General features: G+C 73.6%; 18 protein-coding genes. 8 read left to right on the top strand and 10 right to left on the bottom strand.

Features of this window, described 5'->3' with window-relative positions; genetic code table 11:
- Positions 1-18: 18 nt before the first annotated feature.
- Positions 19-213 carry a hypothetical protein gene (locus IE271_RS00235; RefSeq protein ID WP_190188029.1) on the bottom strand — a complete coding sequence of 65 codons (195 nt, stop codon included), beginning with the start codon at positions 211-213 and terminating at the stop codon, positions 19-21.
- A gap of 603 nt (positions 214-816) precedes the next feature.
- On the opposite strand from IE271_RS00235, the gene IE271_RS00230 reads away from it, so the two are divergent.
- Positions 817-2004, top strand: a complete 1188-nt coding sequence (locus IE271_RS00230; RefSeq protein ID WP_190188028.1) for an acyltransferase family protein — start codon at positions 817-819, stop codon at positions 2002-2004.
- A 98-nt stretch (positions 2005-2102) separates the two neighbouring features.
- Here IE271_RS00230 and IE271_RS00225 read toward each other — a convergent pair whose 3' ends face one another.
- A complete protein-coding gene (locus tag IE271_RS00225) occupies positions 2103-2582 on the bottom strand; it encodes an HD domain-containing protein (protein WP_190188027.1) in 480 nt (159 codons plus the stop codon).
- Positions 2583-2829: 247 nt separating this feature from the next.
- On the opposite strand from IE271_RS00225, the gene IE271_RS00220 reads away from it, so the two are divergent.
- A complete protein-coding gene (locus tag IE271_RS00220; protein WP_229919059.1) occupies positions 2830-4035 on the top strand; it encodes a cation:proton antiporter in 1206 nt (401 codons plus the stop codon).
- 170 nt (positions 4036-4205) lie between these two features.
- Here IE271_RS00220 and IE271_RS00215 read toward each other — a convergent pair whose 3' ends face one another.
- A complete protein-coding gene (locus tag IE271_RS00215; protein WP_190188026.1) occupies positions 4206-5363 on the bottom strand; it encodes a PP2C family protein-serine/threonine phosphatase in 1158 nt (385 codons plus the stop codon).
- 164 nt (positions 5364-5527) lie between these two features.
- On the opposite strand from IE271_RS00215, the gene IE271_RS00210 reads away from it, so the two are divergent.
- Positions 5528-6763, top strand: coding sequence for a GNAT family N-acetyltransferase (locus IE271_RS00210; protein ID WP_190188025.1), 1236 nt, complete (start codon positions 5528-5530; stop codon positions 6761-6763).
- Positions 6764-6932: 169 nt separating this feature from the next.
- Here IE271_RS00210 and IE271_RS00205 read toward each other — a convergent pair whose 3' ends face one another.
- Together IE271_RS00205 and IE271_RS00200 are read right to left on the bottom strand one after the other, a co-directional pair.
- Positions 6933-7742: an Fpg/Nei family DNA glycosylase gene (locus IE271_RS00205; RefSeq protein WP_190188024.1), complete on the bottom strand. Its 810-nt coding sequence runs from the start codon at positions 7740-7742 to the stop codon at positions 6933-6935.
- A gap of 222 nt (positions 7743-7964) precedes the next feature.
- Positions 7965-8453: a ribose-5-phosphate isomerase gene (locus IE271_RS00200; protein WP_190188023.1), complete on the bottom strand. Its 489-nt coding sequence runs from the start codon at positions 8451-8453 to the stop codon at positions 7965-7967.
- 251 nt (positions 8454-8704) lie between these two features.
- On the opposite strand from IE271_RS00200, the gene IE271_RS00195 reads away from it, so the two are divergent.
- Positions 8705-10201 carry an amino acid permease gene (locus IE271_RS00195; protein WP_190188022.1) on the top strand — a complete coding sequence of 499 codons (1497 nt, stop codon included), beginning with the start codon at positions 8705-8707 and terminating at the stop codon, positions 10199-10201.
- Between the two features lie 44 nt (positions 10202-10245).
- On the opposite strand, the gene IE271_RS00190 is transcribed toward IE271_RS00195, so the two are convergent.
- Both IE271_RS00190 and IE271_RS00185 read right to left on the bottom strand, forming a co-directional pair.
- The gene (locus tag IE271_RS00190) at positions 10246-11628 is read right to left on the bottom strand and encodes a serine/threonine-protein kinase (protein ID WP_229919058.1); all 1383 of its coding nucleotides are present in this window, start codon (positions 11626-11628) and stop codon (positions 10246-10248) included.
- A 464-nt stretch (positions 11629-12092) separates the two neighbouring features.
- Complete coding sequence (locus IE271_RS00185; protein ID WP_190188020.1) at positions 12093-12716, bottom strand: biotin transporter BioY; 624 nt, start codon at positions 12714-12716, stop codon at positions 12093-12095.
- Between the two features lie 474 nt (positions 12717-13190).
- Between IE271_RS00185 and IE271_RS00180 the strand changes: the two genes are divergently transcribed.
- Both IE271_RS00180 and IE271_RS00175 read left to right on the top strand, forming a co-directional pair.
- Complete coding sequence (locus tag IE271_RS00180) at positions 13191-14576, top strand: amino acid permease (protein WP_190188019.1); 1386 nt, start codon at positions 13191-13193, stop codon at positions 14574-14576.
- Positions 14577-14779: 203 nt separating this feature from the next.
- Entirely contained in the window at positions 14780-15427 is a 648-nt protein-coding gene (locus tag IE271_RS00175; RefSeq protein WP_190188018.1) for a superoxide dismutase, read from the top strand.
- Positions 15428-15569: 142 nt separating this feature from the next.
- On the opposite strand, the gene IE271_RS00170 is transcribed toward IE271_RS00175, so the two are convergent.
- Entirely contained in the window at positions 15570-16226 is a 657-nt protein-coding gene (locus IE271_RS00170) for a mycothiol-dependent nitroreductase Rv2466c family protein (RefSeq protein ID WP_190188017.1), read from the bottom strand.
- Between the two features lie 159 nt (positions 16227-16385).
- Between IE271_RS00170 and pepN the strand changes: the two genes are divergently transcribed.
- A complete protein-coding gene (gene pepN / locus IE271_RS00165; RefSeq protein ID WP_190188016.1) occupies positions 16386-18962 on the top strand; it encodes an aminopeptidase N in 2577 nt (858 codons plus the stop codon).
- Between the two features lie 313 nt (positions 18963-19275).
- A complete protein-coding gene (locus tag IE271_RS00160; protein WP_190188015.1) occupies positions 19276-20343 on the top strand; it encodes a hypothetical protein in 1068 nt (355 codons plus the stop codon).
- Between the two features lie 167 nt (positions 20344-20510).
- Here the strand turns inward: IE271_RS00160 and IE271_RS00155 are convergent, their stop codons facing one another.
- Both IE271_RS00155 and IE271_RS00150 read right to left on the bottom strand, forming a co-directional pair.
- Positions 20511-22271: a TIGR03767 family metallophosphoesterase gene (locus tag IE271_RS00155; RefSeq protein WP_190188014.1), complete on the bottom strand. Its 1761-nt coding sequence runs from the start codon at positions 22269-22271 to the stop codon at positions 20511-20513.
- A gap of 232 nt (positions 22272-22503) precedes the next feature.
- Positions 22504-22959 (bottom strand): NUDIX hydrolase, encoded by a 456-nt coding sequence (locus IE271_RS00150; RefSeq protein ID WP_190188013.1) that lies wholly within the window; start codon positions 22957-22959, stop codon positions 22504-22506.
- Positions 22960-23539 lie beyond the last annotated feature (580 nt).

Here is a 23539-nt window from a genome sequence, read left to right as displayed (position 1 = left end):
CGGGAGCGGGCCGGTTCCTCAGAAGCTGATGGAGTTGATCGTTTCCGCTATCGAGTTCAGGAACCTGTTGATCGAGGGCGCGATGCCGGTCGAGGCGAGGAAGAAGCCGAAGAGGATCGCGACGATCGCCGGACCACCCTTGAGGGACCCTCCTCGGATCAACACGATCAGGATGATCGCCAACAGCAGCACAACTGACAGCGAAATGGCCACAACTGATCACACCCTACGGTCGGTCCGCTCTCCCGGCCCGGGGATGCGACCCCGCACACCCCCGCCAGAACCATCGTGCCACCAACGGGGCCCGGGTATGCGGCAGGTGAGGCATCGTCGGCCACGCACATGCGGGACCTGCGCTTCCGCGACCGCGGCGCGGCGTGAACGGCCGTGTCCCGCGCGGCAATTCGGGAACGCACCCGGACGCGGAATTCGGAATGATCGTTTCCTTACCCACACACCCTGTTCGCAGGTAATTCGAATTATCGGCACAGCCGACCGGAAGAAGCCGTGGAACGACCGTCCTTCGTCGGGCATCCGGACATTCCCCCGGAGTCACCCCCGGCCGTTATGCACTACTTAGTAGTGATGAACACGGACAGAACACCCCAGGCGGCCCGGTCGGGCCATACGACTGCCGACATGCGGACTTGGCGAAATCCGAAGCGGCCGGACGCGATACGCGCGATACGCGTCAGGGGTTTTACGAAATCCCGCCGCCGACGCTAGGGTGCCTCGAATGTTCCACACTGCTTCGTCCCCCCCACGCGCAGTGAGGCCGCGGAGCGTCTCCCCCAGTGCCCGGTGGGAGGCCCGCCTGTGACCAACTCGCTCCGACCGCACCCCCGTACCGAAGCTCCGCCGGCACCGCTCCCGGCGGACGGAGTGCCGAGCCCCCGCCCGGGCACCGGCGCTCCCGCGGGCACCGCCCCCGCCCGCGTGCCCGGCGCACGCCCCGCCGGACAGCGCGACGCGTTCTTCGACAACGCCAAGTACCTCGCGATCGTGCTGGTCGCCGTGGGCCACGTCTGGGAACCGCTGACCGATCAGAGCCGTACGGCGGAAGCGCTGTACATGGTCGTCTACACGTTCCACATGCCGGCCTTCATCGTCATCTCCGGCTACTTCTCACGCGGCTTCGACGGCAGCCCGAAGCGGATCCGACGGCTCGTGACCGGCGTCGCCGTGCCGTACATCGTGTTCGAGACCGCGTACTCGCTCTTCAAGCGGTGGGCCGACGACGACCCGGCCCACCCGGTCAGCCTGCTCGACCCCTGGTACCTCACCTGGTTCCTGGTCGCGCTCTTCGTGTGGCGGCTGACCACCCCGCTGTGGCGGACCGTGCGGTGGCCGCTGCCGATCGCCCTCGCGGTCGCCGTCCTCGCCTCCGTCTCCCCCGACATCGGCGACGACCTGGACCTCCAGCGGGTGCTGCAGTTCCTGCCCTTCTTCGTCGCCGGCCTGTGCATGAGGCCCGAGCACTTCCGGCAGGTGCGGCGCCGTGCGGCGCGCGTCCTGTCGGTGCCGGTGTTCGCGGCCGCCCTCGCCCTGGCGTACTGGGCCGCGCCGCGCATGAACTCCGCGTGGTTCTACCACCGCGACAGCGCGCAGGAGCTGGGCGCCCCGTGGTGGGCCGGCGTCGTGATGACGCTCGCCCTCTTCGGCTGCTCGATGGTCCTGACCGCCTGCTTCTTCGCGTGGGTGCCGGGCCGCACGACGTGGTTCACGGTGCTGGGCGCGGGCACGCTGTACGGCTACCTGCTGCACGGCTTCCTGATCAAGGGCTCCCGCTTCTGGGACTGGTACGAGCCCGCGTGGCTGCACCGGCCGCTCGGCGAGGTCCTCGTCACGCTCCTCGCCGCGGCGCTGGTCACCGCGTTGTGCACACCTCCCGTGCAGCGCGTCTTCCGCTTCGCGATGGAGCCGAGGATGGAGTGGGCCTTCAAGCGGGACGCGGCCGATCCGGCCCGCGAGCGCGTCGGGGCGAAGGGCCCGACGGCCGTCTAGCCCCGCCTCACCCCGTCCGTCCGCCCCACGGGGCCCACATGCAGTGGGCCCCGTTCCCTTTCCCTGCTCTCCCCTGCCCCGCGCGGCGGCGGGCCGCCTCAGGCGAGACCCAGGAGCGCGCGCATGGTCGCGTACTTGCGGGTCAGGCGGGCGCGCGTCGGGCCGTCGAGCACCGCGAGGCGGGCCGGGTCCGCGTTGTGCGCCAGGTCGGCCTCCTTGACCAGGAGCGCTCCCTCGGTCTCCAGGACGCGGCGCGCGTACGCCTCCGGCGGCTCCCCGGCGCGTTTGGTGAGGGCCAGCACGATGGCCTTGGTGCGCGAGGTCAGCGCGGCCTCGCGCAGCCACTCCTCGGACAGCGCGTCGTCCTCGACCGCGTCGTGCAGCCAGGCCGCCGCGATCTGCTCCTCGTCGCCCCCGCGGGCGCGCACGCCGTCGGCCACGGCCCGCAGGTGTTCGGCGTACGGGCGCCCGGCCTTGTCGGTCTGCGCGGCGTGCGCCCGACGCGCCAGGGCCTCGACCTCCGCGAGGGCCAGCGTCCCGCCGCCCGCCGCTCCGCGCTCCGTCCCGTTCCCCGCCATCCGTTCTCCGTCCTCCACGACGCTCCACGCTCCGCGCACCGGCTCCGGCGCGCGCCGCCCCGCCCTCTTCCGCTGTTCGGGCCGCCCTCGCGAGGAAACCGGCACATCCCCCCACGAAGCCGTTTGGTAAGCTAAGTATTGACGCTTTCTTGACCTTTTCTTGACTGAGAGCGCATCTGCCCGACCGACCGCACCCCCATTTCCGAAGGAGGAACGGCCCATCGGACACGCGGACACCCTCATCGCCATGGGCGGCGCCTTTCTCGCCGCCGCCGTCCTCGCCCGCCTCGGCGGACGCATCGGACTCCCGACGATCCCCCTGTTCATCCTGGCCGGCATCCTGCTCGGCCCGCACACGCCCGGCGTGGTCATCGTCCACGACCCGCACGACCTGGAGATGCTCTCCGCGCTGGGCCTCGTTCTGCTGCTCTTCTACCTCGGGCTCGAGTTCCATCTGGACGACCTCAAGGCGGGCGGCCGGCGCATGGCCCTCGCCGGCGGCCTCTACCTGACGCTGAACGTCGGCGCCGGCCTGGGCTTCGGATTCGCCCTCGGCTGGGGCACCTCCGAGGCGCTGGTCCTCGCCGGGGTGCTCGGCATCTCGTCGTCCGCGATCGTCACGAAGGTGCTCGTCGACACCGGCCGCCTGGGCAATCCGGAGACCCGGCCGATCCTCGGCATCATCGTCGTCGAGGACGTGTTCCTCGCGCTGTACCTGGCCGCGCTGCAGCCCATCCTGTCCGGGGCGGACTCGCTCTCCTCGGCGGTGCTGGACGGCGGCAAGGCCTTCGGTTTCCTGCTGCTGCTCGCGCTGGCCGCCCGGTTCGGCACGCGCGTGGTGAGCCGGCTCTTCCACACCCGGGACGACGAGCTGCTCGTCATCTCCTTCCTGGGCGCGGCCGTGTTCGTCGCGGGGGTCTCGGAGTGGTTCGGGGTCGCGGACGCCATCGGCGCGTTCATGGTCGGCCTGATGCTCGGCAGCACCGCGTCCGGCGAGCGGATACTCAAGCTGGTGCACCCGCTGCGGGACGCCTTCGGCGCGATCTTCTTCTTCGCGTTCGGCCTCTCCATCGACCCCGGCGACCTGCCGACGGTGTGGGTGCCGGTCCTGCTGGCGGTGGCGCTGACCCTCGCCATGAACGTGCTCGCGGGTCTCGGCGCCGCCCGGATCTACTCCTTCGGGCCCGGCCCGGCGGCCAACATCTCCACGACGCTGCTGGCCCGCGGCGAGTTCGCGCTGATCCTCGCCACCATGGCGGCGGCGGCAGGACTGGACGAGCGGCTGTCGCCGTTCATCGCCGGATACGTCCTGCTGCTGGCGGTGCTGGGGCCGCTGGCCGCGGGCCGCTCGCACCGGCTGGCGCGCGTCCTGCCCTCGTGGACGACGGGGCCGCGCGGCGGCGACGGGACCGGGGGCGGCACGATGTCGCCCCGGGAGCAGGTCCCCGCGTAGGGGTGCGGGGACGGCGCCACGACGGACCGGGGCCCCGCCGCACGCACCGCGGCGGGGCCGCCCCGGTTCCGCTCACGGACGTGGGGCCGGGACGGCGGGACGTGAAGCCGGGGCGGCGGGACGCGAGACCGGGGCGGTCCTGGGGCTTCCGGCCGCCCCGGGGGCCCGTCTCAGCCCTCGCGGCAGATCAGCAGCAGCGCGCGGTCGTCGTTCACGTCCTTGGCGACCGCCTCGATGAGGTGCCAGGCCGCGCCGTGGAAGCCGCCCGCCACGTAGCGGTCGGCCTCGCCGGTGAGCCGGTCCATGCCCTCGGCGATGTCCCGGTCGGAGGTCTCGACCAGGCCGTCCGTGAACAGCATCAGCACGTCGCCGGGGCGCAGCGAGCCCTTGACCGGGTCGAACTGCGCGCCGTCGTACACCCCGAGGAGCGGGCCCTCGGCCGACTTCTGCTCCCAGCGGCCGCTGCCCGCGCTGAGCTGGAGGCCCGGCGGGTGCCCGGCCGAGAAGAGCTCGTAGTCGCCCGAGTCCAGGTCGAGGACCAGGTGGATCGAGGTCGCGAAGCCCTCGTCCCAGTCCTGGCGCAGCAGGTAGCCGTTGGCCGCCGGCAGGAAGGCGTGCGGCGGGAGCGAGCCGAGCAGGCCGCCGAAGGCGCCGGACAGCAGCAGGGCGCGGGAGCCCGCGTCCATGCCCTTGCCGGAGACGTCGGTGAGGACGACCTCCAGGGTGCGGCCGCCGTTCGTCCGGGCGGCGACCACGAAGTCGCCGGAGAAGGACTGGCCGCCGGCCGGGCGCAGCGCCATCTCGTGGTGCCAGCCCGTCGGCAGAGGGGGCAGCTTGCTCTGGACACGGATGCGCTCGCGCAGGTCGAAGAGCATCGTTCCGCCGCGCCGCCAGGGCACGCCGACCCGGCTGCGGAACTGGGCGATCAGCAGGCCGAAGAAGCCGCCCGCGGCCACCACGAGGACCACGCCGGGCGTCACCCGGGACGGCCCCTCCGTGTACGGGCCCAGCGCGACGGACTCCACGATCAGCGCCGTGGCCGCGGCCGCGTACAGGCCGAGCAGGCTCGACGGGCGCAGCAGCAGGCCGCCCGCCACGATCGGCAGGACCAGGGCGGCCGGGGCGCACCACACCGAGTTGGCCAGGGTCAGGGCGGTGATGACCGGGATCGTCAGCAGCAGTCCGGCCAGGGCGACCCAGTCCGGACCGTCGCCGCGGAAGTAGTCCACGGCGCTTCTGCGCAGGCCGGTGCGGACCCGGTGTACCTGCTTCTTCAACCGGGCCGTGAACGTGTCGGCCTCCGCGCGCCGCTGTCGTCCTGCTGCCATTGATTCGGGACCCTATCCATCGGACCAGGACCTTGGCACGGGAGGTCCCACTTGTCCCCCGTCCGAGGTCCCGAGTCACAGGATGACCGAGGTTCGGCGGACGGGGGGCACGACCGGGAGAAATCCCCTCGCTCATCCCGGATCGCCCTGGTAGGCATGGCCGTATGACGACTGAGTTGCGCGTCCTGGAGCCCGCGGAGTTCGACCACTGGTACGCACGGCTGGAACTCGCCTTCGGCGGGGTGGCCGAGGCGCCCGAGGAGCGCGCGCTGTGGCAGGAGCTCACCGAGCACGGACGCTCCCTCGGCGTGTGGGACGGGGACGAGTGCGTGGGGACCGCGGGGGCGTTCACGTTCCGGCTGTCGGTGCCCGGCGGCGCGGCGGTGCCGGCGGCGGGCGTCACGATGGTGAGCGTCGCGGCGACCCACCGGCGGCGCGGCGTCCTGCGCTCGATGATGCGGCGGCAGCTGGACGACGTGCGGTCCTGGGGCGAGCCGCTGGCGGTGCTCACGGCGTCCGAGCCGGCCATCTACGGCCGGTTCGGCTACGGCATCGCGACCCAGCAGCTGCACGCGCGGATCGACACGGCCCGGGTGAGCCTGGCGGTGCCGCAGGGCACGGACGACGTACGGCTGCGGTTCGCCGAGCCGGGCGCGCCCGGGGTGCGGGACGCGTGCGAGGCGGTGTACGCGCGGCTGGTGCCGGGGCGGCCCGGCATGCTCGTCCGGCGGCCCGGCTGGGAGCGGCTGCCGGTCCTGGACCCGGAGAGCGCGCGCAAGGGCTCCTCTCCGCTGCAGTGCGTGCTCGCCGAGCGCGACGGTGAGGTGGTCGGCTACGCCCGCTACTTCAACCGGCCGGAGTGGGACGAGTCGGGGGCGAAGGGCACGATCGCGCTGCGCGACCTGGAGGCGCTGGACCCGGCGGCGTACGCGGCGCTGTGGCGCATGCTGTTCGACATCGACCTGACCTCGGCGGTGGAGACGTACAACCGGCCCGTCGACGACGCCTGGCAGCACCTCGTGTCCGACATCCGGCGCTGCCAGGTGGGGGTGCGGGACTCGCTGCACGTGCGGCTCGTGGACGTCGGCGCGGCGCTGGAGGCGCGGACGTACCAGGCGCCCGTGGACGTCGTGTTCGAGGTCCAGGACGCCTTCTGCCCCTGGAACGAGGGCCGCTGGCGGCTCACCGGCGACGCCAAGGGCGCGTCCTGCGAGCGGACCGCCGACCCGGCCGACCTGTCCCTGTCCGTACGGGAGCTGGGGGCCGCCTACCTCGGCGGGGCGTCGCTGACCTCGCTCGCCGCGGCGGGGCGGGTGCGCGAGCTGCGGCAGGGGGCGCTGGCGGAGGCCGCGCTCGGCTTCTCCTCCACCGTGGCGCCCTGGCTGCCGCACGGGTTCTGAGGGCGGGCGGCCGGCGCCGGTGGCCTTCCGGGGAAGAGCGGACGCCGGCGGCCTTCCGGTGACGGGCACCGGCGGGCGCTGTCACGGGCGGGCGCTGTCACGGGCGGGCGCTGTCACGGGCAGGCCGGAGCGGCCCGTTCCGGCCCGTTCCCCGGCCGCCCCGGCGGCGTCAGGCGCGCTGGCAGCCCGGGCACCAGAACAGATTGCGGGCGGCGAGTTCGGCGGTGCGGACCTCACCGCCGCAGATGTGGCAGGGCAGGGTGGCCCTGCGGTACACGTACACCTCGCCGCCGTGGTCGTCCCTGCGGGGCGGACGGCCCATGGCCTCGGGCTCGTGCTCGGGGCGCACCGTGTCGATGCGGTTGTTGCGGACGCCCTCGCGCATGAGCCCCACGAGATCCGCCCACATCGCGTCCCACTCGGCGCGGGTGATCTCCCGGCCCGGGCGGTACGGGTCGATGCCGTGCCGGAAGAGGACCTCGGCGCGGTAGACGTTGCCGACGCCGGCGATCACCTTCTGGTCCATGAGCAGCGCGGCGATCGTGGTGCGGCTGCGGGAGATCCGGGCGTAGGCCCGGTCGGGGTCGGCGTCCGGGCGCAGCGGGTCCGGGCCGAGCCGGTCGTGCACCGCCCGCTTCTCCGCGTCCGTGATCAGGGCGCAGGCGGTGGGCCCGCGCAGGTCCACGTACGCGGTGTCGTTCACCAGGCGCAGCCGGACGGTGTCCGCGGCCGGCGGCGCGGGGACCGGGCCGAACCGGACCTTGCCGAACAGGCCGAGGTGGATGTGGACCCAGTCCTCGCCCCCGAAGCGCAGGAAGAGGTGCTTGCCGTGGGCCTCGGCCGTGGTGAGCGCCGTACCGTCCAGGAGGGCGGCGGCGTCCGCGAACTTGCCCTGCGGGCTGGTGACCCGCGCGACGCGGCCGCCGAAGGAGGCGAGGTAGTCCTCGGCGAGCCGGTGAATGGTGTGCCCCTCGGGCACGTGACCTCCTGATACGTGCTGGTGCATGACCGGGGGCGGGACACGCGGCCCCGCCCCCTGTGTACTCGGAACGCCCGCGTGGCGGGTGTTGTGCCCGGTCCCGTCCACGTGTGCGCGGGGCCTCGCGCGGCGGCGCGGCACTCTTCCCGTGTCCGCGTGCGGCGTACCGGCGCGGCGCATCCGGCCGCGTACGGCGCTCCGGGCGGGCGGCGCCCCGGTCCGTCAGTCCTGCTGCGGGTGGTGCGCCGGGATCGGGGGCAGCTCGCCCGTCTCCTCGTAGCGCGCGAGCATCTCGATGCGGCGGATGTGGCGCTGGTCGCCGGAGAAGGGGGTGTTGACGAAGATCTCCACGAACTTCGTCGCCTCCTCGCGCGTGTGCATCCGCGCGCCCACGGCGACGACGTTGGCGTCGTTGTGCTCGCGGCCCAGGGCCGCGGTCTGCTCGCTCCAGGCGAGGGCCGCGCGGACGCCCTTCACCTTGTTCGCGGCGATCTGCTCGCCGTTGCCCGAGCCGCCGATCACGACGCCGAGGGAGCCGGCGTCCGCCGCCGTGCGCTCCGCGGCGCGCAGGCAGAAGGGCGGGTAGTCGTCCTGGGCGTCGTAGACGTGGGGCCCGCAGTCCACGGGCTCATGGCCGGCGGCCGTCAGCCACTCGACGAGGTGGTTCTTCAGTTCGTAACCGGCATGATCGGAGCCGAGGTACACGCGCATGGTTCCGAGTGTGTCACGCCGGTTCCGGATCGGCCCTGTGGGGTTCCGGCCGAGGAGCGCGGACGGCCCCGTGCGGGGGAAGCGGACGATCCCGCCCGAAAGACTCGTATACGAAACCGTGAAACCTCAAGGAAACCTCAAATAACGATCCGGAATCAAAGGTTCACGAAATTATTGGCCTGGGATTCACTGGACCGACTCGTCCGGAGCCCGGACGAGGCTCCGTACCCCGGCGCAAAGGATTTTCGCCCATGACTTCGCAGCCGACCCTCTCGAAGGCCGCCGACGGCCCCGGAGGCGGGCCCCGCTCCGGCGACGGCCTCCACGCGGGGCTCAAGAACCGCCACCTGTCGATGATCGCCATCGGCGGCGTGATCGGCGCCGGCCTCTTCGTCGGCTCCAGCTCCGGCATCGCCACCGCCGGACCCGGCATCCTGCTGTCGTACGCCCTCGTCGGCGCCATGGTCGTCCTCGTCATGCGGATGCTGGGCGAGATGTCCGCGGCCAACCCGACCTCGGGCTCGTTCTCCGCACACGCCGACCGGGCGCTCGGCCGCTGGGCCGGCTTCTCGATCGGCTGGCTGTACTGGTTCTTCTGGGTCGTCGTCCTCGCCATCGAGGCGACCGCGGGCGCGGTCATCCTGGAGAGCTGGATCCCGGCGGTCCCGCAGTGGGGCTGGGCGCTGATCGTCATGCTCGTGCTCACCGCGACGAACCTGGTCTCCGTCGGCTCGTACGGCGAGTTCGAGTTCTGGTTCGCGGGCATCAAGGTCGTCGCGATCGGCGCGTTCATCGTGATCGGCGCGCTCGCGGTGCTGGGGATCCTGCCCGGCGTCGACAGCGAGCGGGCGGGCCTGTCGAACCTCACCGACCACGGCGGCTTCCTGCCCAACGGCCCCGGCGCGATCCTCACCGGCGTGCTGCTGGTCGTCTTCTCCTTCATGGGCAGCGAGATCGCCACGCTCGCGGCGGGCGAGTCGGAGGACCCGCAGCGCGCGGTCACCAAGTCCACCAACAGCATCATCTGGCGGATCGGCGTCTTCTACCTCGGCTCGATCCTCGTGGTCGTCACGCTGCTGCCCTGGGACGACAAGGCGATCCAGGAGGACGGCTCGTACGTCGCGGCCCTCAGCTCGCTGGGCATCCCGCACGCCGGCGAGATCATGAAGTTCATCGTGCTGACCTCGGTGCTGTCCTGCCTCAACTCCGGCCTCTACACGGCCTCGCGCATGGCGTTCTCGCTCGGCGAGCGCGGCGACGCCCCGAAGTCCTTCGCCCGCACCACCGGACGCGGCGTGCCCCGGACGGCGATCCTGTCGTCGGTGGTCTTCGGCTTCGTCGCGGTCTTCTTCAACTACGAGTTCCCGGACACGGTCTTCCTCTTCCTGGTGAACTCCTCCGGCGCGGTGGCCCTGTTCGTGTGGCTGGTGATCTGCGCCTCGCAGCTGCGCATGCGCCGGATCGTCGAGCGCGAGTCGCCCGAGAAGCTGATCGTGCGGATGTGGCTGTACCCGTACCTGACCTGGGCCACGATCGGCCTGATCGTCTTCGTCCTCGGCTACATGCTGACCGACACCGAGCACGACGGGCGGACGACGGTGCTGCTGTCGCTGCTGGTGGCGGCGGTCGTCGTCGGCCTGGCGCTGGTCCTGGAGGCGGTGCGCCGCCGCAGGGGCGGACCGGTGGCCGGCGCGGCGGACGACCCGGCGGGCGGCGAGCGCGCCGGGACCGGGCACGCCGGGGTCTGACCTCTCCCCCGCCCGCCCTCCGGCCCCTCCGACGCCTCCGCGGCTCACCGCGGGGGCGTCGTCGCGTCCGGGGAGGCCGGCGGGCGCGAGGTGCCCGCGACCGTGGGCGGCGTGCTCTGCTCGGGGAGCCTGGTCTCGCCGCCGGGCCGGACCGCGGTGACGATCATGACGGCGGCCACCGCGGCGGCGACCACCAGCACCAGGACGGTGAGCAGGCGGGGCAGCCACTCCGGGGCCTGCCGGCCGGGCGCGCCGGACCCGCGTCCGGGGCCGTCGGGCCGGGGGCGCCGTACGGTCCGGTCCGCCCCGGGGCGCCGCGCGGCCCGGGGCGGACGGGTGGGACCGGTCCTGCGCCGGGCGGGGGCCGGGACGCCGTCCAGGCGCGGGGCGGGGGCCGGCGCGCGGCCGCCCCCGGGCGCGGTCCGCGCCCCGCCGTCCGCCGCGACGGGCGGCGCGGACCGCCGGCCGCGCCCCCACAGGGCGGACCGGCGGTCCCCCTGCGCCGTGCGCCGGCCGCCGTTCCGCCCCGGCTCCGGCGTCACGGACGGGTACGGGCCCGGCGCCGCGGACCGGTCGGCGGGCGGGGCCGGGAACGGGGTCTGGGCCAGGGCCTGGAGCTGGTACGGGAAGGGGAGCGCCGGGCCCAGGACGCCGGTCAGGACGCGGGCCACCTCCGTCGCGTCCGGCCGCGCCGCCGGGTCCCGCTCCAGCAGCCGGCGCAGCAGGGGCGTCAGCGCGTGGTCCGCGGGCGGCAGCTCGGGGTCCTCGTACATCGCCGCGTGCAGGGTGGCCAGCGTGGAGCCGCGCTCGAAGGGCGAGTGGCCGGTCAGGGCGGTGCACAGGGTGGCGCCCAGCGACCACAGGTCGGAGGGCGGGCCCTGGGCGCGGCCCGCGATGCGCTCCGGGGGCATGTACTCCGGGGAACCCACGATGAGGCCGGTGCGGGTGAGGGCCGTGGAGTCCTGCACGGCGGCGATCCCGAAGTCGGTGAGGACCACGCGGCCGCCGGGCTCCAGCAGGACGTTGCCGGGCTTGATGTCGCGGTGCAGCACGCCGGCCAGGTGGACCCGGCGCAGCGCCTCGACGAGCGCGAGCCCGACCCGTGCCGTCTCGTGGCCGCCGAGCGGGCCCCGGTCCCGGACGGTCCGGTCGAGGGAGGGCGCCTCGACCAGCTCCATGACGATCCAGAGCCGGTCGCCCTGCTCCGCCACGTCGTAGACGCGGACGACGTTGGGATGGTCGATGCGGGCGCTCGCCCGGGCCTCGCGCAGCGCCCGCTCGCGGCGCACTCCGGTGTCCTCGGACTCGATGACGTCGAGCCGCAGCTCCTTGACGGCGACGGGACGATCGAGCAGTTCGTCGGCCGCCCGCCAGACCCGGCCCATGCCCCCTTGGCCGATGGGTTCGAGGAGCCGGTACCGGTTCACGACAGGAAGCATCCGTGCCCACCCCCAACCTCCCTCCATGACAACACAGTCGGGGAGGGCGCACGAGACCGCGCGCCGCGGTGGAAGTCTGACGGGCCGTCACGGCGAGCGGACCACTGTGACGTGGCGGAAGGCGGTGGTTCCGGGCGACGCCGGGGTGCCCGTGGGGCGGTGCCGGGCGGGTCGTGATGTCCGTACACGGAACGCCGGGACGACGCCCGGACGGCCCCGTACGACCGGCCCGGCTCCGCGGCGCCGGGCCGGTCGTACGGGGCCGGACCTGTCGTGATGTCCGTACGCGGACACGTCCCCGGGGCGGCGGCCCGGGACGGCGCCCGGGCGGAGCGGACCGCTCCGGCCGCGGTGCCCGGAAACGCCCGCGCCGCCGTCCCCTCGGTCGGGTGCGGCGGCACGGGCGTACGTCGGCGGGCCGGGCGCGGCGCGGGCCGCGCGCCCCGGCCGTATCAGTCGCGGCGGGTGGCGAGCTTCCACGCGGTGGGCAGCGCGCCCATCGCCAGGGCCGCCTTCAGGGCGTCGCCGACGAGGAAGGGCACCAGGCCCGCGGCGACGGCCTGGCCGAGCGTCATGCCGGTGGCGAGGGCGAGGTAGGGGACGCCCACGGCGTAGATGAGGGCCTCGCCGAGCAGCATCGTGCCGGCGGTCCGCAGCACCGAGCGGTCCGCGCCGCGCCGGGCGAGCGCGCCGACCACGGTGACGGCGAGCAGCATGCCGAGGACGTAGCCGAAGGACGGGGCGGCGGCGCCGGACCCGCCCTGGGCGAACCAGGGCATGCCCGCCACGCCGGCCAGCGCGTACACGGCGATCGACAGGAAGCCGCGGCGGGCGCCGAGGGCCGTGCCGACCAGGAGCGCCGCGAAGGTCTGGCCGGTCACCGGCACCGGCGAGCCCGGCACGGGCACCGCGATCTGGGCGGCGACGCCGGTGAGCGCGGCACCGCCGAGCACGAGCGCGACGTCCCGCACGCGGGTGGGGGCACCGCCCCGCTCGAGCGAAGCCGAGAGCTTGGGGGAGGGAAGCAGGTCGGCGAGGACCTGGCCGGGGCGGGACGGGGCGGCGGCAGTGCTCATGGGGACTCCGGCGGCTGTGTTCCCCGCTCCGGGGAGCGCGGGAGGACGGATCGGGACACGGTGACGCTATCCCAGGGCACCGCGGCGGATCACGGTCGGCGGCCGACAAACCGCGGAGTACACGCTTGGTGTGCCCCCTACAAAGGATGCCGATTACACCCGGAAGGGCGTGACACCGGTCACTTGGCAGGGGGTCGTCCGCTCCCGGAGGCCGTACGGGACGCAACTGTAGGGATCCGCCAAACGCTCCGCCCCGGCCCGGAGCGCCGGAACGGCACGGGCCGGGGGTCACCGGAAGGACACCGGGGCCTCGCCGGAAGGACGTCCGGAGGCCCGCCGGAGGCCCCGTCCAAGTGAATGGACCCGCACATTCCGTATCGTGTCCGTCCACATCGTGGGCGGCCGCCCCGGGCGGGCCGGGGAGACGACCAGACTGGGGTCGTTTTGCCCAGCCGCACGTAAGGGCCCCGCACCATGCCCCGTACCCCCACCGACGCCGCGCCCGCCGCGGACGCCTCCCTCTCTCACGGACTCAAGCAGCGCCACCTGTCGATGATCGCCCTGGGCGGCGTCATCGGCGCGGGCCTCTTCGTCGGCTCGGGCGCCGGCATCGCCGCCGCGGGCCCGTCGATCGTGCTCGCCTACGTCCTGTCCGGGCTGCTCGTCACGCTGGTGATGCGCATGCTCGGCGAGATGTCCGCCGCGTACCCCTCGTCGGGCTCCTTCTCCGCGCACGCCGAGCGGGCGATCGGCCCGTGGGCGGGGTTCACCGCCGGCTGGTCGTTCTGGGTGCTGCTGTGCACGGCCGTCGGCCTGGAGGGCATCGGCGCCGCACAGATCGTCACCGGCTGGCTGCCCGGCACGCCGGAGTGGGCCTGGGTGGCGCTGTTCATGGTCGTCTTCTGCGGCGCGAACCTGGCCGCGGTGAAGAACTTCGGCGAGTTCGAGTTCTGGTTCGCGGCTCTGAAGGTCGGCGCGATCTCCCTCTTCCTGGTGCTCGGCGTCCTCGCCGTCACCGGGGTCCTGCCCGGCACGGACGCCCCCGGCCTCGCCCACCTCACCGGTGACGGCGGCTTCCTGCCCCACGGCGCCGAGGGCCTGGTGGCCGGGCTGCTCGCGTCGGTCTTCGCGTACGGCGGCCTGGAGACCGTGACGATCGCGGCGGCCGAGTCGCCGGACCCGGTGAACGGCGTGGCCCGCGCGGTGCGCACCGCGATGTGGCGCATCGCGGTCTTCTACGTCGGCTCGATGGCCGTCGCCGTCACGCTCGTCCCGTGGGACTCCCCGGAGGTCGCCGAGAAGGGCCCGTACATCGCCGTCCTCGACCACCTGGGCATCCCGGGCGCGGCGCAGCTGATGAACGCGGTCGTCCTCGTGGCCCTGCTCTCGGCCATGAACGCCAACATCTACGGAGCCTCGCGCATCGCGTACTCCCTGGTCGAGCGCGGTCAGGGGCCGAAGGCGCTCGGCCGGGCCCAGGGCGGCACCCCGCGCGTCGCCGTGCTCGTCTCCAGCGTCCTCGGGTTCGTCTGCGTGCTGCTCAGCTACTGGCGCCCCGACGACGTCTTCCCCTGGCTGCTGAACATGATCGGCGCGGTGATCCTGGTCGTCTGGATCCTCATCGCCGTCTCGCAGCTGCGGCTGCGCCGCCGCATGGAGCGGGAGGCCCCGCAGAAGCTGGTCGTCCGCATGTGGCTGTTCCCGGCGCTGACCTGGGTGGCCCTCGCGGGCATGGCGACGGTCCTCGTCCTGATGGCCCGGGAGCCGGACACCCGGGTGCAGCTGTACTCGACGGGCGCGATGACGCTGGTGCTGGCGGCCGTCGGCTACGCCCGGCAGCGGGCGCGCGCCGGGGGCTGACCCCGTACGGCCCCGCGCACGAGGGCCCCCGCGCGAAGGACGGCTTCGCGCGGGGGCCCTTTCGCGTGCACGGCGGCGTACCGGACGAAGGGCGTGCCCGTCCGCCGGGCCGGGGCGCGTCCGGCGGACAGGCGCACTCTCTTGCTGCTAGCGTGCACTTGCAAGTTGTTCGCAATAAGCAGCGGAGCCGGAGAGGACCTGGCATGCCCGTCTACACCCTTCCTGAACTGCCGTACGACTACTCCGCGCTCGCGCCCGTGATCAGCCCCGAGATCATCGAGCTGCACCACGACAAGCACCACGCGGCGTACGTGAAGGGCGCGAACGACACCCTGGAGCAGCTGGCCGAGGCGCGGGACAAGGGGACCTGGGGCACCGTCAACGGCCTGGAGAAGAACCTGGCCTTCCACCTCTCCGGCCACATCCTGCACTCGATCTACTGGCAGAACATGACCGGTCCGAAGGACGGCGGCGGGGAGCCGCTGGCCGCCGACGGCGTGGGCGAGCTGGCGGACGCGATCACCGAGTCCTTCGGCTCGTTCGCGGGCTTCAAGGCGCAGCTGTCCAAGGCCGCCGCGACCACCCAGGGCTCCGGCTGGGGCGTGCTGGCGTACGAGCCGCTGAGCGGCCGGCTGATCGTCGAGCAGGTCTACGACCACCAGGGCAACGTCGGCCAGGGCTCGACCCCGATCCTGGTCTTCGACGCCTGGGAGCACGCCTTCTACCTGCAGTACAGGAACCAGAAGGTCGACTTCGTCGAGGCCATGTGGGCCGTCGTGAACTGGCAGGACGTGGCGCGCCGCTACGAGGCCGCCAGGTCCCGCGCGAACACCCTGCTGCCGGCCCCCTGAACCCGACCGGCGGCCCCCGGAACGTCCTGCCTCGTGATCGTCTTCTCACCGCTCACCGGGCAGGCGGCACGACGGAGAACCCCCGCAAGGACAGGACTCGCGGGGGTTCTCCCCTGGTGCGGCAGGCGTGTGCCGTACCGGTCTACAGGTTGCTGAAGTCCGGGCCCGCCGTGCGGGTGCGCTTGATCTCGTAGAAGCCGGGGACCGAGGCGACCAGGAGGGTGCCGTCCCAGAGCTTGGCGGCCTCCTCGCCCTTGGGGGCGGGGGTGACGACGGGGCCGAAGAAGGCGAGCTGCTCGCCGTCGGCGCCGGGGACGGCGATGACCGGGGTGCCGACGTCCTGGCCGACCTTGTCGATGCCCTCCTTGTGGGAGGCGCGCAGCTCGGCCTCGAACTCGAAGTCCTCCTGGTCGGCGTAGTCGATCAGGTCGGCGGGCAGGCCCGCGTCCGCCAGGGCGCCCGCGATCGCCTCGCGGGTCGGGCCCTCGCCGTTGTTGTGGAAGCGGGTGCCGAGGGCGGTGTAGAGCGGGCCGAGGACCGACTCGCCGTGCTTCTGCCAGGCCGCGGTCACCACGCGCACCGGCGCCCACGCCTTGGTGGACAGCATCTCGCGGTACTCCTCCGGCAGCTCGTCGAGCTTCGGCTCGTTCAGCACCGCGAGGCTCATGATGTGCCAGCGGACCTCGATGTCCCGGACCTTCTCCACCTCCAGGACCCACCGCGAGGTCATCCACGCCCAGGGACACAGCGGGTCGAACCAGAAGTCGACAGGGGTCTTGCCGGAAGTCTGCTCGGACATGGGTCTCCTCATGAGGTCGTCGTCGACGCGTCGTCGGTCCCATGCTCAACGCCGCAGCTCGTCCGTGCCATTCCCGGGTGTCCGGCGTCAGAGGCGCATGGCAGGATCGGTCCTGACCGAAGACCGCCAGAACCACACGCCACGAGGGAGTGCCGTTACGTGCCCGGTGAGAATCTGACCCGCGACGAGGCCCGCGAACGGGCCTCCCTGATCTCCGTCGACGGGTACGAGGTGTCCCTCGACCTGCGGTCCGCCGTGGGCGACACCGACGCCGAGCCGCGCACCTTCCGCTCGGTGACCACCCTGCGCTTCCGCTGCGCCGAGCCGGGCGCGAGCACCTTCGCCGACCTCCTCGCCCCGAGCGTCACCGCCGTGCGGCTCAACGGCCGGGACCTCGACCCGGGCGCCGTCTTCGACGGCTCCCGCATCCTCCTGGAGGACCTGCGGGAGGAGAACGAGCTGGTGGTCGACGCCCAGTGCGCCTACAGCCGCACGGGTGAGGGCATGCACCGCTTCGTCGACCCCGAGGACGGCGAGGTGTACCTCTACACGCAGTACGAGCCGGCGGACGCCCGCCGCGTCTTCGCCAACTTCGAGCAGCCCGACCTGAAGGCCCCCTACCGCTTCGAGGTGCGGGCGCCCGAGGGCTGGACCGTGTGGAGCAACGGCGCCGGCGAGCAGGCGGACGGCGTGTGGCGGTTCGCCGAGACCAAGCCGATCTCGACGTACATCACGGCGGTCGTCGCCGGCCCCTACCACTACGTGACCGACACCTACGAGCGGGTCCTCGAGGACGGGACGCGGCTGGAGATCCCGCTGGGCGCGATGTGCCGCAAGGGCCTGGCCCGGCACTTCGACGCCGACGACGTCTTCCTGGTGACGAAGCAGGGCCTGGACTTCTTCCACGACCACTTCGACTACCCGTACCCCTTCGGCAAGTACGACCAGGCGTTCGTGCCCGAGTACAACCTCGGCGCGATGGAGAACCCGGGCATGGTGACCTTCCGGGAGGAGTACATCTTCCGCGGCAGGGTCACGCGCGCGTCGTACGAGCGGCGGGCCAACGTCGTCCTGCACGAGATGGCGCACATGTGGTTCGGCGACCTCGTCACCATGCGGTGGTGGGACGACCTGTGGCTGAAGGAGTCCTTCGCGGACTTCATGGGGACCTTCTCCATGGTCGAGGCGACCCGCTTCGACAACGGCTGGACCACCTTCGCCAACAACCGCAAGGCGTGGGCGTACCGGGCCGACCAGCTCCCCTCGACGCACCCCGTCACGGCCGACATCCGCGACCTGCAGGACGCCAAGCTCAACTTCGACGGGATCACGTACGCCAAGGGCGCCTCCGTGCTCAAGCAGCTCGTGGCGTACGTCGGGCGGGACGCCTTCCTGGAGGGCGCCCGGCGCTACTTCAAGCGGCACGCGTACGGCAACACGCGCCTGGAGGACCTGCTGTCCGTGCTGCACGAGACCAGCGGCCGCGACATGACCGCCTGGTCGCGGGCCTGGCTGCAGACCGCGGGCGTCAACGCGCTGACCCCGCAGGTGATCCTGAACGCCGAGGGCAGGATCACCGAGCTGGCCGTGGTGCAGGAGGCGCCGGAGTCCCACCCGACGCTGCGGCCGCACCGCGTGGCCGTCGGCCTGTACCGGCGCGAGGACGCCGACGGCTCGCTCGTGCGCTACGCCCGCGCGGAGGTCGACGTCGACGGACCGCGCACGGTCGTGGCGGAGCTGGCCGGGGCCGACGCCCCCGAGCTGGTGCTGGTCAACGACGACGACCTGACGTACTGCAAGGTCCGCTTCGACGAGAACTCGCTGGCCACGCTGCGCGAGCGGCTCGGCGAGATCACCGACCCGCTGGCCCGCGCGCTGTGCTGGTCGGCGCTGTGGAACCTGACGCGGGACGCGCTGATGCCCGCCCGGGACTTCCTCGACCTCGTGCTGCGGTTCGCCGGGCGCGAGACGGACATCGGCGTGCTGCAGATGCTGCACGCCTGGGCCCGGACCGCCCTCGTCCACTACGCGGCGCCCCTGTGGCGCGCGACGGGCGAGCGGCTGCTGGCCCAGGGCGCGCTGCACGAGCTGCGGATCGCCGAGCCGGGCAGCCAGCACCAGCTGACGTGGGCCCGGTTCTTCGCCTCGGTCGCCTCCGACGCGGCCGACCTGCAGCTGCTCCAGGGCCTGCTGCAGGGCACCGCGAAGATCGACGGGCTGGACGTGGACCAGGAGCTGCGCTGGGCGCTGCTCGAACCGCTGGCCGCGCACGGCGCCGCCGACGAGTCCGCGCTCGCCGCCGAGCTGGCGCGCGACGACACGGCGTCGGGCAAGCGGCACCACGTGCGGTGCCTGGCGGCCCGGCCGTCCGCCGCGGTCAAGGCGCAGGCGTGGGCCGCCGTGGTGGAGTCGGACGCGTTGTCGAACGCGCTGGTGGAGGCGACGATCGCGGGCTTCGCGCAGCCCTCGCAGCGCGAGCTGGTCACGCCGTACGTGCCGAAGTACTTCGCCGTGATCGCGCGGATCTGGGAGGAGCGCTCCATCCAGATCGGCATGGACGTGGTGCGGGGCCTGTTCCCGTCCCTGCAGGACTCGCCGGAGACGCTGGAGGCGACGGACGCGTGGCTGGCCGCGCACGCGGACGCGCCGCCCGCCCTGCGCCGCCTGGTCCTGGAGGCCCGCGACGACCTGGCCCGTGCGCTGCGGGCGCAGGAGTGCGACGCGACCGCCGGCTGACGACCGGGTGAGCCTTCCCGTGGGCGGCGCGACCGCCGCCCACGGGGCGCTCGCACACGGAGGCGCGCCCCCTGAGCCAGGGCGCGCCTCCCGTCATGAGCGCGCTCACAGGCCACGCGGCCGTCCGGTGCGGGGGCGCGGACGGGTCCGCGGCCAACCGTTACGGAATGCAGGTAATCGGCCCCGTAACCTCCGTTCGGACCAGGGGTTTTCGGCTTTCGAACGCTTGCACTTTAGGACGGGCTCGTCCGGCTTTGTCGACGAACGTGTAACACGAGTTACGGGAGCGATCAGGCACGGGAAATTGCGGGGCATGAACCACGACACCCCGCTCTCCCCCCACCCCCTTCGCCGGCTGTCCGACGTACGGCAGCGGGTGCTGACCTCCGCCCAGCTCCGCGGGCGCGGCGTCACCGCCGCCGAGACCACCGAGCGGTGCCGGCCCGGCGGCGCCTGGCAGCAGATCCTGCCGGGCGTCGTCCTGCTGCACCCGGGCCCGGCCACCAGCGAGGAGCGGCTGCACGCGGTCCTGCTGTACGCGGGGCGCCCCCAGGCGGCGCGGGAGCGGACCGGCGGTGTCCCCGCCCAGCCCGGCGCCAGGAAGCCGCACGTCCCCCAGCCCTACGCCGACGCCGTGATCACCGGTCTGGCCGCGCTCACCCTGCACGGCTTCTCGGGCGCTCCCCCGCTGCTCTCCCTGGACCGGATCGACGTCCTGGTGCCGCGGCTGCGCCGGCTGCGCAGCACCGGCTGCGCGCGCGTCCTGCGCACCTCCTCGATGCCGGTCCCCCAGCAGCTCACGGGCCTGCCGGTGGCGCCCGTGCCGCGCGCCCTGGCCGACGCGGTGGCCGGTCTTGAGGACGCGTGCACGGTGCGCCGCCTGCTGACGGAGGCGGTGCGCGGCGGCCACTGCGAACCGGCCGCCGTCGTGCACGAGCTGGCGCAGGCCCGGCTGCTCGGCCGCCCGCACGTCGTGGACGCCGTCGACTCGCTGCTGGCCGAGGGCCGGGCCATCGCCGAGGACCGGCTGTACCGGATGGTGCGCGAGCACGGCCTGCCGGACCCGGTGTGGAACGTGGACCTGCGGCTGCCCGGCGGTCCCCACCTCGGCGGCCTGGACGCCTACTGGCCCGAGCACGCCGTGGCGGTCGAGCTGGACACCAGGGCCCCGCGGCACGAACTGCGCGAGGACGACGACGCGGTGTGGTCGGAGTACGCGCGCAAGCGCGAGCACCTGGAGCGGCTCGGCATCACCGTCGTGCACCTCACGCCGAAGAAGCTGCGCGACGCGCTGGACCAGCAGGCCACGGTGGTGCGCACCGCGCTGATGGCGGCGGGCGACCGGGAGCCGGCCGCGTACGTGGTGGTGCTCCCCCGGTAACGAGGTACCGGGACGGGGCGGCGGGAAGCAGGAGGGTCAGGAGGGGAGCGAAGGGGCGGACCGCGCGGCGGGCCCGGGGTGGGCCCGGCGGGCGCGGACCGCCCCTTCGCCGTGCGGCGGGCCCGCCTCCGGCCGCGCGGCGGACCGGTCCCCGGCCGCGCGTGGGGCTAGCCCTTCTCCAGCACCAGTTCCGTGTTGCGGTCGCCTGGGTCGCCGGTGAGGGTGGTGCGGGCGCCCGGCGCGTTGAACGCCAGCTCCCGGTAGAGCGCGGCGAGGCCCGTCCGGGAGAGGTCCGCGAAGTCGGTGCGGTACGGGGCCGCGGACTCGATCAGTGTGGTGAACAGGGAGACCGTGCCGTCGTGGTTGTCCACGATCTCGATGACGCGGGCGAGCTGCGGGAAGTCGACGTGCGAGGCGGTGGAGACCTCCCAGAAGGAGCGGTCGCCGGACGCCGCGTGCGGGGTGATCTCGTTCTTGTGGCTGTGGCCGTTCACCCAGGCCAGCACCGAGCGGTGGCCGGAGAGCAGGGCGAGCACCTCGTCGCCGCCGTGCCGCCGCTCGCCCGGGCGGTGCGGGTCCTCGCGCAGGTTGCGCATCGTCCTGCTGGTGTGGTGGCTGAAGACCACGACGTGGTCCTTGTCCCGGTCCGCCGCCGCGAGCGTGCGCTCCAGCCACTTCAGCTGGGCGGTGCCGAGCGAGCCCTCGTAGTGGCCGCCGGGGTCGGTGGTGTCCAGGCTGACGCCGAGGACGTCGTCGGCGACGCGGAACGCGTAGTACCGGGTGCCCTCCTCGACGTTGGCCTGCGAGTAGCCGTGGCCGACGGGGCCCGGACCGGTGTGGGCGGGGTCGAGGTGCGCGCGCAGGTACTCGGCGGGGGTGAAGGGGGCCCGGCCCTCGTCCGGGGTGACCGACCGCATCCGCCGGGCCTGGGACCTCAGCACCTCCCGCCATGCCTCGCCCCCCGGGTCGCCGCCCTTGCGCACGTTCTTCCACAGCGCGGCGCCCACGGACGCGTCCAGGCTCATCAGCTTCCTGCCGCCGACGGCGAACTCGGCGAAGAAGGAGTCGCCGGGGGCGTAGCAGCCGCCGGGCAGCGCGTCGTGGTTGCCGACCGTGGAGTACCAGGGCAGGTTCAGGCCGGGGCTGCGCAGTTCGCGGATCGCCGCGTCGAGGAAGCCGTCGAGCCGCGGGAAGCCGAGCATCTTGTCGGCGTCGCGCAGGTCCGTGTCGGGCTGCCAGTACAGCTTCAGACCGCTGTTCTGGACGCCCTCGTACCGGGTGGGGTGGCCGCTGTTGGGCGTGACGCGGCCGCCGCTCATCACCTTCAGGAACCAGTCCAGTTCCGTGCGGGAGTTGTTGTCGGTGTTGTCGCCGGTGGTCATCACGAAGTGCAGCGGGGAGCCGGTGACGGGGGCCCCGCGCAGCGCGTTGACCCGCTCGACGAGGGAGACGGCGCCGGCCACCGACAGCGCCTCCTGCGGGCGCCAGGCGCTGCCGGTCTCGGCGCGCAGGTACTCGTAGCGCAGCGGGTGCTGCACGTCGACCAGATGCAGGTCGGTGAACTGTACGAACGCGGCGAGCGCGGTGCGCCGCCCGGCGCGCCGGGCGCCCGGGGCGGCGAGCTCGGACCGCACCACCCGCGGCCAGGCGGGGCCGTCGCCGAGCCTGCGGTAGCCGGTGCCGGGGCGGGGTGCCGCGGCGGCGGCCAGGGTGGTGCCGCCGGTGCAGGGGGCCGGGGGCGCGGCGGGTGCCCGGCGGGACACGGCCCCGGCGCCGCCGCGGGCGGAGTCGGCGGCCGAGGCCGTCCCGCCGGCGCCGGCGCGCAGCGTGAGGCCGATGCCCGCGGAGAGGGACACCGCCCCGGCGGCGGCCAGCAGGGAACGTCGGTCGAGGGCGCGGGCGGTGGCGGCAGAGCGTGAGCGCGGCATGGCGCGGTCTCCCCGGATGCGGACGCGTCGGCGGTGGTCGCGGACCGTTCGCCATGGCGAACACTCCGCTCGTACCGGATCGTTGGCAGCGGGGATGACCTGGACGTGAACGCGGCGGCAACGAGCGGCGCCGATCGCCGTACGTGGATCTCCGCCCTCCCCGGCGTCCACCGGCTCTCCCCGAAGTCGCCGGGAGGCGGTCACCGCGCGTTCATCCGCCGGGGCAGGGGTCCTAGGCGCCGGGGGCGGTCCGCCCGACCGCCGGGCGCCGCCGCCACAGCTCCAGGCCGACGTCGACGAGCCCCACCCTCTCCAGCTCCGGCACCGTGTCCAGGGGGTGCCAGGCGGCCATGTCGGTGGAGCCGCCGGTCTCGTGGCGCAGCTCACCGCCGGTGACGCGGGCCTCGTAGACGAGCCGCAGCCCGTGGAAGTCGGCGTACGTGCCCATGCGGCGCGGGTAGCGGCGCCGGATCGAGTCGACGCCGAGCAGCGCGACCGGCTCCACCGCGTACCCGGTCTCCTCCGCGGCCTCGCGGACCACGGTGTCGTACGGGTCCTCGGCGTGCTCCATGCCGCCGCCGGGCAGCGTCCAGCGTCTGCTCCCGTCGCGGGCCACCCAGCGCGCGAGCAGCAGCTGCCCGTCCCGCACGCATATGGCGTAGGCCGCCACCCTCAACTCCTTGTGCATGGAGCGACGCTACGGCAGGGAGCGGGACGGCGAGAGGGGATCGGACCAGCCGCACCCCGCGCCCGGCGGCCGGTGCCCGACCGGCTCACCGCCGCCGACGCCCTCGGCCGAGGGCCCGGCCCGGCCGGGCACGCGTCGGCCGGCGGACGGTGCAGTGGCCGGCATGCGGTCCTGTGGCCGGCATGCGGTCCTGTGGCCGGCGGACGGTGCGGTGGCCGGTGGCTCCGGCCGGGGTTCCGGACGGGGCCGCCGACCGGCTTCCGTGCGTCCGACGGGCGACCGGCCGTCCACGGACGGAGCCGGCCCGCGGCCGACGGAGCCGGGAGCCGGGAGCCGTCTCGTGCCGGAGCCGGTGGACCGGCACGCGGCGGAGTCGCCCATCCGCCAGTATCCGGGGACAGATGGCGTTATCGCAGGACATCGGGCCCATGCCCGATGGCGGAAGTACGCCATGGCTCAATTCCGCCACGGTCACCTCTCCCCAAAGGGCCACGCTGTGGACAAGGCTGATCCGTCATCCGGGTTCACATTCCGGACCCTCGCGATCGAACCGATCGTCACCCGTCGTTCCTTCACCTCA

Origin of the sequence: Streptomyces minutiscleroticus (assembly GCF_014650875.1) — a bacterium.
In the GTDB taxonomy this organism is placed as follows: domain Bacteria; phylum Actinomycetota; class Actinomycetes; order Streptomycetales; family Streptomycetaceae; genus Streptomyces; species Streptomyces minutiscleroticus.
Note: the sequence above shows the minus strand (reverse complement) of the source record. Positions and strands in the feature narration are given on the sequence as shown.